Annotated in this window: 11 protein-coding genes; 5 read left to right on the top strand and 6 right to left on the bottom strand. The window is 57.5% G+C overall.

What is annotated here, in order from left to right; translation table 11 throughout:
* The first annotated feature begins 59 nt into the window (after nucleotides 1-59).
* Nucleotides 60-434, top strand: coding sequence for a helix-turn-helix domain-containing protein (locus ABGT65_RS06220; RefSeq protein WP_346703067.1), 375 nt, complete (start codon nucleotides 60-62; stop codon nucleotides 432-434).
* A gap of 337 nt (nucleotides 435-771) precedes the next feature.
* On the opposite strand, the gene ABGT65_RS06215 is transcribed toward ABGT65_RS06220, so the two are convergent.
* The 3 genes from ABGT65_RS06215 to ABGT65_RS06205 form a co-directional block, all read right to left on the bottom strand.
* Nucleotides 772-1,683: a helix-turn-helix domain-containing protein gene (locus ABGT65_RS06215; protein WP_346700606.1), complete on the bottom strand. Its 912-nt coding sequence runs from the start codon at nucleotides 1,681-1,683 to the stop codon at nucleotides 772-774.
* Between the two features lie 121 nt (nucleotides 1,684-1,804).
* Complete coding sequence (locus ABGT65_RS06210) at nucleotides 1,805-2,677, bottom strand: YegS/Rv2252/BmrU family lipid kinase (protein WP_346700605.1); 873 nt, start codon at nucleotides 2,675-2,677, stop codon at nucleotides 1,805-1,807.
* A gap of 23 nt (nucleotides 2,678-2,700) precedes the next feature.
* Nucleotides 2,701-3,711: an FAD:protein FMN transferase gene (locus ABGT65_RS06205; protein WP_346700603.1), complete on the bottom strand. Its 1,011-nt coding sequence runs from the start codon at nucleotides 3,709-3,711 to the stop codon at nucleotides 2,701-2,703.
* A 191-nt stretch (nucleotides 3,712-3,902) separates the two neighbouring features.
* Between ABGT65_RS06205 and rpsO the strand changes: the two genes are divergently transcribed.
* The 4 genes from rpsO (at nucleotide 3,903) to deoC (ending at nucleotide 9,590) form a co-directional block, all read left to right on the top strand.
* A complete protein-coding gene (gene rpsO / locus ABGT65_RS06200) occupies nucleotides 3,903-4,175 on the top strand; it encodes a 30S ribosomal protein S15 (protein WP_087260384.1) in 273 nt (90 codons plus the stop codon).
* An 89-nt stretch (nucleotides 4,176-4,264) separates the two neighbouring features.
* The gene (gene pnp / locus ABGT65_RS06195) at nucleotides 4,265-6,490 is read left to right on the top strand and encodes a polyribonucleotide nucleotidyltransferase (RefSeq protein ID WP_346700602.1); all 2,226 of its coding nucleotides are present in this window, start codon (nucleotides 4,265-4,267) and stop codon (nucleotides 6,488-6,490) included.
* A 396-nt stretch (nucleotides 6,491-6,886) separates the two neighbouring features.
* Complete coding sequence (locus ABGT65_RS06190) at nucleotides 6,887-8,608, top strand: hypothetical protein (protein ID WP_346700600.1); 1,722 nt, start codon at nucleotides 6,887-6,889, stop codon at nucleotides 8,606-8,608.
* A gap of 100 nt (nucleotides 8,609-8,708) precedes the next feature.
* On the top strand, nucleotides 8,709-9,590 hold the full coding sequence (gene deoC, locus ABGT65_RS06185; RefSeq protein WP_346700598.1) for a deoxyribose-phosphate aldolase: 882 nt from the start codon (nucleotides 8,709-8,711) through the stop codon (nucleotides 9,588-9,590).
* 139 nt (nucleotides 9,591-9,729) lie between these two features.
* On the opposite strand, the gene ABGT65_RS06180 is transcribed toward deoC, so the two are convergent.
* Genes ABGT65_RS06180 through ABGT65_RS06170 form a run of 3 tightly spaced genes read right to left on the bottom strand, consistent with a single transcriptional unit; the run spans nucleotide 9,730 to nucleotide 12,769 of the window.
* Nucleotides 9,730-9,966: a hypothetical protein gene (locus ABGT65_RS06180; protein ID WP_346700597.1), complete on the bottom strand. Its 237-nt coding sequence runs from the start codon at nucleotides 9,964-9,966 to the stop codon at nucleotides 9,730-9,732.
* Nucleotides 9,963-11,600 (bottom strand): S41 family peptidase, encoded by a 1,638-nt coding sequence (locus ABGT65_RS06175; RefSeq protein ID WP_346700595.1) that lies wholly within the window; start codon nucleotides 11,598-11,600, stop codon nucleotides 9,963-9,965. The genes ABGT65_RS06180 and ABGT65_RS06175 overlap by 4 nt, the downstream gene beginning before the upstream one ends.
* The gene (locus ABGT65_RS06170; RefSeq protein ID WP_346700593.1) at nucleotides 11,600-12,769 is read right to left on the bottom strand and encodes a DUF3078 domain-containing protein; all 1,170 of its coding nucleotides are present in this window, start codon (nucleotides 12,767-12,769) and stop codon (nucleotides 11,600-11,602) included. Before ABGT65_RS06170 ends, ABGT65_RS06175 begins: the two co-directional genes overlap by 1 nt.
* Between the last annotated feature and the right edge of the window lie 24 nt (nucleotides 12,770-12,793).

The raw sequence follows: 12,793 nt of genomic DNA, 5'->3' as shown, positions 1-12,793 counted from the left end.
TGTTGCAGCGTGAAAGGAATTTGATTACCTTTGTAGAGCGATTTGAAATACACAATATTATGGATAGAACAACGATAGAAGATGCGGTGTTTCCGGATTGCCCGATACGGAATATCTTAGCCAGAATCTGTGACAAATGGTCGCTTCTGGTCATATACACACTGGACAAGGCCGGCAAGGAAACGGTGCGGTTCAAGGAGTTGCAGCGTGAAATCCCTGACATATCGCAGAAGATGCTGACGGTTACCTTGAGGACATTGGAAGATGACGGTTATGTTACCCGCACCGTATATCCCGAAGTCCCTCCAAGGGTCGAGTATGCGCTGACGGAACGGGCGCGCTCTTTGTTACCACACATCAATGCACTGATAGGGTGGGCATTGGAGAATATAGATGCGATTATTAAAGATAGAAGAAAAGCCAATAAGGAATAGCACGATTATAGTAAGGAGAGCAATCGGTCTTGGTCTGCCCAAAACACAAACTGGCTACCCTCCCGTTGGCTTTGTTTACAATCCCAACCCTTTGCCTTTCTGTGCGGTGCAACTGTCCCTCTGATGGATGGGAACAACCTGTCGAACGGCTCCTTGAACCATTCGCCAATCAGCAGCCCGCTGATGGCAAGTGCGAGTTTAGGCTTGCCTTTCAGGTCCACTACTCCAGCCCCATAAATAGGCGGTAACAGGCTCGCACCCAGATCCGTAAGACGATACCCGGCACGAGGCGGGACCTCGGCATAGACCGGTCGGGAGATCAGGACGCCGGTATCGGTCACCCCTTGCGTTTGTAACGCGATGGCGAGGTGCCCGTATGCTGCTTGAAGTATTTCCCGAAAAACGATTGCGTCGAAAAGTTCAGATGGTAGGCGATCTCCTGGATGCTCATCCCCGAATACTTCAGCAGGGTCTTCGCTTCGAGAATCACCGACTCGTCGATCCACCGCGCCGCCGTCTTCCCGCTCACCTCCTTCACTACCGACGACAGGTATTTGGGCGTGATGTTCATCTGGCGCGCGTAGAAACTTACGTTCCGCTCCCGCTTGTTATACTGCTGCAGCAGCGAGATGAACTGGTCGAACAGAACCTCGCATCGGCCCTGTTTCATCTCCCCGGGCTGGTCCCGCTGGTTGATCTCCGTAATGATATAGAAGGCCGTCGTGAAAAGCGTCCGGATGATTTCGTGACGGTAGCGCTCCTTGTCGCTGCGCAGCATCGTCTTGATCAGCTGGAACAGCTGACGGATCTCATCCACGTCCTGCTGGCTCGCCTTCAGCACCGGAGCCTTGCCGAAACGCATGTAGACCGGCAGCGACGTCGACAGGTCAATCTGGATCTCGTTCACGAACGATTTCGAAAAGGCCAGCAGGTAGGCCGCGGCATTCGACGAACACTTCACCGTCCGGATGACCGAATCCGGATTGAAAAAGACGATCGAGTTGGGACGCACCGCGTAATTCTGCATGTCGATCGACACGACGGCCTCCCCCGTCATCATGATGATCGCCGTAAAACCGTCTACCGACGTCGGATAGTCCGCCGTCGTATTCTTGTCGGCAGTCAACGTCGTGATAACCAAATCATCCGAAAGGTAAAAGACATCGTTCATCTCCTTCTTGATGCGGGAGATGGAGACTTTGTGCAGGCCGTCCCGCCCGTCGCACGTCGTTTTGCCGGTTTCAGCCATAGCGCCCTGTTTTTTGACAAAAATAACATTTACCCCGTAAAATCGCAAACCGGGATGCAAAAAACGAAGCCCTCACAAAGCGAAGCCGAAGTGAGAGCCCCAAACTTCCGTTGAAACGGAATCAGGAATCCGCCCGATTCGGGACAATCACCCGAAGCCCCCCCGCCATACACTCGATATGCAACGGGAATTCGGCGCCCGGCTGTCCGTCGACATCCGTCGGTTCGTTGACCGTCGACCGGATGTCGATCCGACGCGCCCGGAAGTGACGCACGATCTTCGGATTCCCACCGAGCAGGTAACGGCCCATGGCCAGCGTCGAGCGGAAAAAATCCTTCTTCTCCAGCAGAATGCAGTCGAACAGGCCGTCGCGGATCGACGACGTGCGCGCCAGACGGAAGCCGCCGGCCGTCTCGCCGTTGAAGATCAGCGCCATCAGCGACCGAAGATCGAAATGCTCGCCATCGGCCACGATCTCCAGCGGTACGGCATGGATCGTCCGGAACTCCTTCACCCCCTCGATGATGTAGGCCAGCTTGCCCATGAGGTGTTTCCGCGAATTGGGCGTCCGCTGCGAGGTGGTCGTGAAGATCCCGAACGAAAAGATATTGACGAACCACAGGTCGTTGACCCGCCCGACATCGACCCGGTCGATGCTTCCCGCAGCAATCTGACGGGCCGCCTCCAACAGTTCGTTCGACATGCCGAGCGCCCCGGCAAAATCATTCGCCGTGCCGGCCGGAATCACCCCCAGCGGAATATCCAGGCCCTTGCTTTTCATCGCATTGACCGCAAAGTTGACCGTCCCGTCGCCCCCGGCCACGACCATCAGGTCGATCGTCTCGTGACCGTCGAAGGGATTCACGCCGAAATCGATCGGCTGCGGGACTACCCTGTATCCGTTGGTCCGAAAAATCTCGTCGATCTGTTCGGCCTCGCGGGCGACCCGGCCTCGCCCCGACTCGGGATTATAGAGAAAAACGGCTGTCTTCATAGAACAATTCGGCTCGTTGTGGATTACTCCATGATCAGGGGTTTCATCGCCGGGGAGACATACTCCTCGTAGGAGTCGCCGTCTCCGGCCAGGATAAAATAGACTTTCACGTCGGGCAACCGCCCGGCGGTCGCCAGGGCATCATCGGCCCCCAGGGCCAGGAACATCGTCCCCAGGGCATCGGCCTCGGCGCACGTCGGAGCGACAACCGTCACCGACAAGAGCCGTGACACCACGCTGCGGCCCGTACGGGGATCGAGCGTATGGGCCACCTTGTTGCCGTCGGCATCGAGGTAATATCGGCGGTAGTTGCCCGACGTGGCCAAGCCCCCCTCCGAAAGCCGGATCCGGCGCTGCAGGTACTCTCCGTCGGTCATGTTCCCGTCGAAGGGGGTCTCGACCCCGATGCGCCACGGCTGACCCTGACGGTTCACGCCCCGGCACCGCACCTCTCCCCCGATATCGACGATGTAGTTCTCGGCCCCGAACCCCTCGACCAGCTCGGCCAGCAGGTCAACCGTATAGCCCTTGGCCACGGAGTTGAAGTCCAGTTGCACGCGCGGGTCGGACTTCACCAGACGGTTGCCCTCCAGGCGCACCTTGTCGCGGCCCACGAAGGCGAGGATCGAATCGATGTTCGGATGCGCCACAGCCTGCTTCCCGGCAAAACCCCACGCTTCGACCAGCGGCTTGACCGTCACGTCGTAGCGGCCGTCGCTCAGCGCCCCGATACTGTCCGCAAGGCGCAGATTGAAGGCGATATGGCGGTCGACCGTATCCGTCTCGTTGCGGTTCAGGCGGCTCAGCAGGGACCCCGCGTCGAAAATCGACATCGAAGCCTTCGCCTCACGGTCCAGATCCATGACCGCCCGGTAGAGCTCCTGCGATGTCGTATTCCGCACGTCGGCAACAACGTGCAGCGTCGTGCCCAGCATCACCCCGTCGACCGTCGTATAGTGCCGGCCGCTCCCGCACCCCGCAAAAAGACCCGACAGCAGCAGAACCAGCACTCCGAAAACTCCCTTGTATCCCATAATTTTCACACGTTTAGCCACAAAAATACGATTTTCCCCGCTAACTTTTCATTTTTCCGCCCAAAAGGCGAAGAATTTTTAACTTTTCATTCCTAAATCCTAATTATATTCGTACCTTTGCCGAACGCTCTGGCGTTATCCACGGTAAGGGGGATGCGTCGTAGAGTGGAACTTAAATAAACTTTTTCAAAATGGCTTATTTAACAGCTGAAAAAAAGCAGGAGCTTTTTGGCCAGTACGGCAAGTCTAACACCGACACCGGTTCCCCCGAGAGCCAGATCGCGTTGTTTTCGTACCGTATCAACCACCTTACTGAACACCTCAAAAGCAACAAGCACGACTTCGGTACCCAGCGCGCACTGCTGCGTCTGGTCGGCAAGCGTCGCCAGTTGCTGGAGTATCTCAAGGAGGTAGACATCGAGCGCTACCGCGCAATCGTCAAGACGCTCAATCTCCGCAAGTAATCCCGAGGTAAAAATGAGGGCAATTCCCGCGTGGGATTGCCTTCATTTTCTTGCGACAAACAATCGAAACATCATAGGTTTAAATTTTTATGGAAGAAAAGAAGCTGTACAACGCAGTCCGCAAGATCATCACCCTGGCCGACGGTCGCCAGATCGAGATCGAAACGGGCAAGCTGGCCAAACAGGCTGACGGAGCTGTCGTCGTCAAGATGGGCGACACCATGCTCCTCGCTACCGTAGTGGCCGCAAAGGATGCAAAACCCGACACCGATTTCATGCCCCTCCAGGTCGAGTACAAGGAGAAATACGCCGCCTGCGGCCGCTACCCCGGAGGCTTCATGAAGCGCGAAGGAAAGGCGAACGACAGTGAGATCCTCGTCGCCCGCCTCATCGACCGCGCCCTCCGTCCCCTGTTCCCTGCCGACTACCACGCCGAGGTATACGTCACCGTAAACCTCATCTCCGCGGACAAGGACATCCAGCCCGATGCCCTGGCCGGTCTGGCCGCATCGGCTGCACTCGCCGTGTCGGACATCCCCTTCGGAGGCCCCATCTCCGAAGTCCGCGTCGTACGCCGGAACGGGCAATACGCCATCAACCCCAACTTCTCCGAAATGCCCGAATGCGACCTCGACATCATGGTCGGAGGTACCATCGACAACATCCTCATGGTCGAGGGTGAGATGAAGGAGGTATCCGAAGAGGTCATGCTCGGGGCCATCAAGTTCGCCCACGAGGAGATCAAGAAGCACTGCGCCGTACAGATCGAACTCTCCAAGGAGCTCGGCAAGGATGTGAAACGCACCTACTGCCACGAGGTCAACGACGAGGAGCTCCGCCAGACGATCATCCGCGAGCTCTACGACAAGGCCTACGCCATCGCCACGAGCGGTACGATGAAGCACGAGCGCGAGGATCTCTTCAACGCACTCGAAACCGAGTTCGCTTCGCGCTACACCGAGGAGGAGCTCGTCGAAAAGGCTCCGCTCATCCACAAGTATTTCCACGACGACGTCCAGAAGAAGGCCATGCGCAACATGATCCTCAACGAAGGGAAGCGTCTCGACGGACGCCGCACCGATGAGATCCGCCCCATCTGGTGCGAGGTCGGATACCTGCCCGCCGCTCACGGCTCGGCCATCTTCACCCGCGGTGAAACGCAGGCCCTGGCTACCGTAACCCTCGGCACGAAACTCGACGAGAAGGTCAAGGACGAAGTGCTCGTACAGGGCACCGAGCAGTTCGTGCTCCACTACAACTTCCCGCCCTTCTCCACCGGCGAGGCTAAGGCCGCACGCGGTCTCTCGCGCCGTGAGATCGGACACGGGCACCTCGCATGGCGCGCCCTGAAACCCATGATCCCGCTGGGCGAAGAGAACCCCTACGCCGTACGCGTCGTGTCGGACATCCTCGAATCCAACGGCTCCTCGTCGATGGCAACCGTCTGCGCCGGAACCCTCGCCCTGATGGACGCCGGCGTGAAGATCAAGAAACCCGTATCGGGTATCGCCATGGGGCTGATCTCCGACTCCGCAACCGGCAAGTGGGCCGTGCTCTCCGACATCCTCGGAGATGAGGACCACCTCGGAGACATGGACTTCAAGGTGACCGGCACGAAGGACGGCATCACCGCCACGCAGATGGACATCAAGGTCGACGGACTCTCCTACGAGGTGCTCGCAGCTGCATTGGAGCAGGCACGTCAGGGCCGCATGCACATCCTCGGCAAGATCACCGAGTGCATCGCCGAACCGCGTGCCGACTACAAGCCCTGCGTACCGCGCATCGTTCAGATCACCATCCCGCAGGATATGATCGGTCCGGTGATCGGCCCCGGCGGAAAGGTCATTCAGGATATTCAGAAGACAACCAACACCACCATCACCATCACCGAGGTCGACAACAAGGGTATCGTCGATATTTTCGGTGTCGACAAGGAGGCCCTCGACGGTGCTCTGGCCCGCATCAAGGCCATCGTGGCCATCCCCGAGGTCGGCGAGACCTATCACGGAAAGATCCGCTCGATCGTGGCATTCGGCGCATTCGTCGAGATCATGCCCGGAAAGGATGCCCTGCTCCACATCTCCGAGATCGACTACAAGCGGTTCGAAACCATGGAGGAGACCGGCTTGAAGGAGGGTGACGAGATCGATGTCAAACTCATCGGACTCGATCCCAAGACCAACAAGCTCAAACTTTCGCGCAAGGCCCTGCTGCCGAAACCCGAAGGTTATGTCGAGCGGGAGCGGCGCCCCAGGCCCGAACGCGGGGAGCGTCGTGAACGCCGCGAACGGCATGAGCACAAGGAGGAATAAAAAGCTTCTGTTTTTGTGATATTTCGGACCGGAATTTTATCAACGAATTCCGTCCGAAATATTGCATATATTGTCAGAGTTTTCTATATTTGCGATGTTCCAGTGTCCCCTAACACAAAGGGAGTGGGGGGGGGCAGGGGAGAAGAGGGAGAGAAGAGAGAAGAGAGAAGAGAGGAAGAGAGAGAGTGTGTGTGAGAATGAGAGGGACAGAGACTGAGAGAGACCGAAGCGGAAAGGCGGAAGCGGAAAGAAACGGAAGCGGAGGCCGACCAACGCGGAAAAATGAGACGGTAGCAGAGAGTAAGCGAGACGGACAGAAAAAAACGACAGAAGCTGACAAATAAGGCAAACAATTAAATAAACAACTTTAACTTTTACCTAATTATGAAAAACATCATGAAATTGAGCGTTGTGCTCGTGGCTGCCGCTTTGGCATTTTCGAGCTGTAACTGCTTCAAGAAGATGGCCCAGAATCGGGACGACATCAAGTTGACGGTGACCCCCGAGATCCTGACACTGAACAACGGCGTCGTGGCCGCAGACATCAATGTCACCTTCCCGCAGGAGTATTTCAACAAAAAGGCCGTCATCAAGGTAACCCCCGTGATCGTGTTCGAAGGCGGAGAGGTGGCCGGAACGACCAAATACTATCAGGGTTCGAAAGTCGATGAAAACTACGCGGTCGTAGATCAGACCAACGGCGGGAACTTCTCCCAGCACGTGGAATTCGCATACGATCCCCGCATGGATCAGTGCGAGCTCCAGCTCCGTGCCGAAATCAAATGCCCCAAGGGCAAGTGCAAGGAGTTCACGCTCGTGAACCTCAACAACGGCGCAATCCCCACCAAGGAGCAGGCTGCTGTACTCGCAGGTAATGATGCCGCAGCAAAGGCCGCTATCGCCAAGGAGTTCGGTCTGACCGTCGCCTACGGACTCAACACCCTCCAGAAGGACCTCAAGTACGGAGACCTGATGGAGCAGATGAACAACGACTACAAGAAGGTTACCACCGTCGTTGACAAAACGGACCTGCTCTATGCTATCAACTCCTCCGTCGTAACGAAGAAGAACGAGCAGAACGCAAACCTCGACGCATTCAAGGCCAACGTCGACAAGAACCTCGAAAACGATCGCGCAACCCAGAACATTGCCGTGAAGGGCTATGCTTCTCCCGATGGACCGGTGAAGTTCAACGACAAGCTCTCCAAGGCCCGCAGCGAGTCCGGACAGAAGGTCGTGGCCAAACTCCTCAAGGATGCCGGTCTGGAGATCGACGCCGCAGCTTACGGTGAAGACTGGGACGGTTTCAAGGAACTCGTTGAAAAATCCGATATTCAGGACAAGAACCTCATTCTCCAGGTTCTCAGCCTCTACAACTCCCCCGCAGAGCGCGAGGCCGAAATCAAGAACATGTCCTCCGTATTCGAGGAGCTGAAGAAGGAGATCCTTCCCGAACTCCGTCGTTCGCAGATCGTCAACAGCACCGATCTCCAGGGTCTGACCGATGCCGAGATCATGGAGGCTTACCGCAACGGCGGCGAACTCACCGCAGAGCACTACCTCTATGCGGCTCAGGTTCTTGCAAAGAATCCTGCCGAGCAGGTAGAGATCCTCACCGCCGCATCGAAGAAGTACAACGATGCTCGCATCTGGAACAACCTCGGTGTTGCCCAGACCCAGGTTGGCGACAAGGCTGAGGCGCTGAAGTCCTTCGAAAAGGCTGCCAAACTCGACTCCTCGAAGGAACTCAACAAGAACCTCCTGCTCGCAAACCTCGCCAACGGTAAGACCGCAGAGGCCAAGAAGTACGCTGCTGCCGCCGACGCCGAGTCGAAGGCTGCCATGGCTGCTGCCGAAGGTGACTACAAGGCTGCTGCAAAGGGCTTGAAGGGATACAATGAGGCTATCGCCCTGGTTCAGGCCAACGACCTGGCCGGAGCCAAGAAGGCCATCGCCAAGGACAACTCCGCAGAGGCTGACTACCTGCGTGCCGTGATCGCTGCCAAGGAAGGCGATCTGAAGACCGCAGAGGCTCAGCTCAAGAGCGCTGTCTCCAAGAATCCCGAACTCGCTCAGAAGGCGGCAAAGGATGTCAACCTGAAGGCGCTGAACAAATAAGGATCCTTCACAATACCGAAAAGCCCGGATCAAATGATCCGGGCTTTTTTTGCGGGTTCGAATTATTTTCCTATTTTTGTACAAAACCACCAAGGAAAGTATGGAATACGCCAACCATCTGAAAGAGTACGCCCCGGCCTGGAGTCCTGCACAGGTAGACGAGGAGGTAGAACGCATCCGCAAAATCGCGGAATCCCGCAACCACAACACCGAAGTATACAAATTCTGCTATTCGGCCATTGACCTTACAACCCTGTCGTGCAACGACTCGACCACCTCAGTTACGGAATTCGCACGAAAGGCGGCCGAATTCTACGAGAAATACCCGCACATCCCCAATGTCGCATCGATCTGCGTCTATCCCGCATTCGTCGATACCGTAGGATTGGCCGTAGACGGGACCCCGATGCGCATTACGAGTGTAGCCGGTGGTTTTCCCGCAGCACAGACATTCCTTGAAGTGAAGGCACTCGAAGTGGCCATGGCCGTGGAAAACGGGGCCGATGAAATCGACATCGTAATGAACGTCGGACGGATGCTCACGGGTGAATACGATGAAGCGGCCAACGAAGTCGAGGTGATCCGATCGGAGATGGACAGCGACATCGTATTGAAGGTCATCATCGAGTCCGGAGCACTCAAAACCCCTGAACTCATCCGCAAGGCGTCGCTGCTGTCGATGTTTGCCGGGGCCGATTTCGTCAAGACATCCACCGGAAAGATCGATGTCGCCGCAACGCCCGAGGCTGCCGTAGTGATGTGCCAGGCCATCCGCGACTATTACCAGCAGACCGGACGCAAGGTGGGATTCAAGGCCGCAGGAAGAGTTCGCACCCCCGAAGATGCAGCCCTCTACTACACGATTGTCGAGGAGATTCTCGGCAAGGAGTGGCTCACGACGGATCTCTTCCGCATCGGGGCTTCATCCGCCGCGAACAACATCCTCTCGGCAATCGAAGGGAAAAGCGTCAAGTATTATTAAGTATATCCGGCAGTCGGTCTGTTCGGACAGACAAAAAGGCAGCCCTTGCGGGGCTGCCTTTTTCGATGGGAGATACAAGGAGCAATCGGTGGTAGCTTGTAAAATAAGCGGGAAACGGAACTCCGTCCGATTGCGGCCGCTACTCCCGGAGCGAATCCGGGAGTTCAGGCACCCCGGAAAGCGAATCGACGGTCGCAGCGGGCCCGCCGGAAGCGGGCTCAACGGGAACAGGCCGGGGCTCCCGAACCGGAACGGACTGTTCCGCCGGTTCACCGAAGGGCAACAGCGTCCGGAAACGGTCGCGGTGCAGGAACGCCATCACCACCACGGCAAGGACCGCTACGGTCACCAGACGGCCGATCAGTCGCTTGATCATCGTTCGTCCTCCTCTCCTTTCAGAATCCCGATGGCACGCACGATCACGTTATCCACGGGATAGATGTTCGCATAGAATCCGTTGTCCTCAAGCTGCGTATTCCGGCCGATATAGGCCCGGAGCTGCGCCTCGATCAGTCGCCGGGAGCGGGCGATGTCGCCATAGCGCGGCGCAACGCCCTTCCGGGCCGCATAGCCGATGAAATCATCCACCAGCGTCCGGTCGCTGTCGAGCAGCGTCTCCAGGTCGTCGAGCGTCTGCACGGCATTCAAGGCCTCGCGGTGGCGGTCCGCATACTCGATCGTATAGCGGTAGAGGATGTTCCGTCCCACCACCTCGATGAAGTATTTCGTCACGTCGGTCGTATCGGCCGGAACGAAGACGTCCGGCATGATGCCCCCGCCGCCGTAGACCACCTTCCCGCCCGGCGTCACCCGCTTGAGCGAGTCGACGAAATGGATGCTGTCCGCCGAGAAGAACTCGTTGTTCCGGTAGCGGTTCACCAGGTCCTCCTCGTAGCTCGCGTCGTCGCCGATCGTGTAGGGTTTCTGGATCGAGCGACCCGTCGGCGTATAGTAGCGCGCCGTCGTCAGACGCAGCGCCGAGCCGTCGCTGTAGGGGATTTGCCGCTGCACGAGCCCCTTGCCGAACGACCGTCGGCCGATGATCGTACCCCGGTCGTTGTCCTGCAACGCCCCGGCCAGGATCTCACTCGAAGAGGCGCTCCCTTCGTCGATCAGCACCGCAACCTCCATCTCCTGGGCCGTACCCGTCCCGTCGGCGTACTCCCGCAACTGGCGGTGGCGGCGGTCCTCCGTATAGACGATCAGCTGGCCTTCGTGCAGAAACTCGTTGGCGACGCCGATTGCCTGGTCGAGGAAACCGCCCGAATTGCCACGCAGGTCGAAGATCAGTTTCGTGACACCCTCTTCGCGCAGCTTCGCCAGCGACTGACGGATCTCCTCGTGGGTCGTCCGTGCGAATTGACCCAGTTTGATATAACCGATGCTGTCGGCGATCCGGAAGGCCGACTCGACACTCTTGATCGGAATCACGCCCCGCTCGACCTCGACCCGCACCAGATCGGAGATCCCCTGCCGTTCGAGCCCCAGGTGGACCTTCGATCCCCGAGGCCCGCGCAGGAGTTTGACGATCCGGTTCTGCGGAATCCGGCGCCCGGCAACCAGCGAATCGTCGATCTCGATGATCCGGTCTCCGGCCTTTACGCCCGCCTTGTCGCTCGGACCCTGCGGGATGACGTTCAGCACGATCACCGTATCGGTGGCCATGTTGAAAACCACGCCGATGCCGTCGAACTCCCCTTCGAGCGGTTCGTTCAACTCGGCCATCTCCGACGCCGGAATGTAGACCGAATGCGGATCGAGCTCGCGCACCAGCAGCGGAATGACATGCTCCGAAAGCGAATCCATCGATACCGAGTCGACATATTCGTTCTCGATCAGCGAGAGCGTGTAGGTGAGTTTGTTTGTGGGAAGCGTCATGCGGTCGAGCACCCCCTTGAGCTGCGAAGCCGTGGTGTTGCGGCCCAGATACTGCCCGAGCAGCAGCCCCGCGACTACGCCCGCCGCCAGCAGCAGCGGAAAAAGAATCGTCTGTTTCGAATTGCGATACATTACTTGTTCTTGAAGGTATACGTAAGGCCCACGCTCAGCAGCGTCTGGGTCTGTACTTCGGTATTCTGAGCCCGGTTATAGTAGAGCTGGAAACTCAGCGTCGTCGTAAGGAACTTCGTGGCCTTGATGTCGACCGTATTCGTCCAGCGGACCGTCGGGTGGATCGCCAGGCGCGGTTTCGTCGCCGGATCCTTGCCCTCCTGCTCCCACGCCTCGTAGGCGTGGCGGTATTCGGTATAGTCGCGGATCCGGTTCTGCTGGCTGATGTCCGTAATCCATCCGTAGAAGGAGTAGATCGTCGTCCGGTAGCGCAGGTAGCCCGTCTTGCCGAACGTCCGGTCGAAGTTGATCTCCACCGATGATCCGCCCTCGTATTTCGAAGTCTCATTCTCGGAGGCCAGACCGTAAGCCTCCCAGCCCGGTTTGTTGTCCCAGACGTTGTTGCGGATCGTCTCGTTCTCCACAAACACCGCACTCAGGGCCACAGGCGAAATGTTCACGGCGATCGGGAACTTCGGCTTCGGACTCTTGTAGGTCAAACCCAGCGAAATATCGAGGTAACCCGGAGAGAGGAACGTACTCTTCATATGCTCGCGCTCCTGTTCGGTACGCGACTTGTAACCGTTGACGAACTGGCTCCGGAACTGGAACGTCGAACCGTAGGTCCAGTTCTTCGCCAGCGTGAAGGCCGGGTTCACCCAGAAAAGAAACTCGTCCTGGTTCTTGAACCACACCCCGTTGCTCACCGTCTCGCCGTTGTCGTCCGTCGTCTCGACCTTCATGCGGTTGTAGCCGATTTTGGCCGAGAATTTCGTCTCGATCGAGAAGAGGTTCTTCTTGAACTGATGACGCAGGTTGAACGTCGCAACCAGCGCAATGGAGTTGTCACCACCCGAGACGGCAATCCACGGATCGTTGTAGGACGACAGCGATCCCTGAAGTCCCGAACTGATCTCCAGATAGTTGCGCTCCTTGCGGATCGCAGCACGCTCAGCCTTGTAGCGTGCCAGGCTGAAATAGTCCACATCCACGGAGGTGGATTTCAGTTCGTCGTGGAACTTCACGTCCTGAGGCTCAGCCTTGACCTCGTCGATCGAGATCTGGGCCGCGGCCGGAAGTCCCCCAACCAAAAGAAACATCCCTGCAAACAGCGCATGAAGACTTTTCATATCCGAAGCATTGACATTAGATTT

Source organism: uncultured Alistipes sp., from assembly GCF_963931675.1.
GTDB lineage: Bacteria > Bacteroidota > Bacteroidia > Bacteroidales > Rikenellaceae > Alistipes.
The sequence above is the reverse complement of the archived record's forward strand: the minus strand, read 5'-3'. Positions and strand labels throughout refer to the sequence as shown.

Bases quoted from the DNA above. Each gene is read 5' to 3' on its own strand.
- ABGT65_RS06220 (WP_346703067.1), top strand. From the start codon at position 60: ATGGATAGAACAACGATAGAAGATGCGGTGTTTCCGGATTGCCCGATA.
- ABGT65_RS06215 (WP_346700606.1), bottom strand. From the start codon at position 1,683: ATGGCTGAAACCGGCAAAACGACGTGCGACGGGCGGGACGGCCTGCAC.
- ABGT65_RS06210 (WP_346700605.1), bottom strand. From the start codon at position 2,677: ATGAAGACAGCCGTTTTTCTCTATAATCCCGAGTCGGGGCGAGGCCGG.
- ABGT65_RS06205 (WP_346700603.1), bottom strand. From the start codon at position 3,711: ATGGGATACAAGGGAGTTTTCGGAGTGCTGGTTCTGCTGCTGTCGGGT.
- rpsO (WP_087260384.1), top strand. From the start codon at position 3,903: ATGGCTTATTTAACAGCTGAAAAAAAGCAGGAGCTTTTTGGCCAGTAC.
- pnp (WP_346700602.1), top strand. From the start codon at position 4,265: ATGGAAGAAAAGAAGCTGTACAACGCAGTCCGCAAGATCATCACCCTG.
- ABGT65_RS06190 (WP_346700600.1), top strand. From the start codon at position 6,887: ATGAAATTGAGCGTTGTGCTCGTGGCTGCCGCTTTGGCATTTTCGAGC.
- deoC (WP_346700598.1), top strand. From the start codon at position 8,709: ATGGAATACGCCAACCATCTGAAAGAGTACGCCCCGGCCTGGAGTCCT.
- ABGT65_RS06180 (WP_346700597.1), bottom strand. From the start codon at position 9,966: ATGATCAAGCGACTGATCGGCCGTCTGGTGACCGTAGCGGTCCTTGCC.
- ABGT65_RS06175 (WP_346700595.1), bottom strand. From the start codon at position 11,600: ATGTATCGCAATTCGAAACAGACGATTCTTTTTCCGCTGCTGCTGGCG.
- ABGT65_RS06170 (WP_346700593.1), bottom strand. From the start codon at position 12,769: ATGAAAAGTCTTCATGCGCTGTTTGCAGGGATGTTTCTTTTGGTTGGG.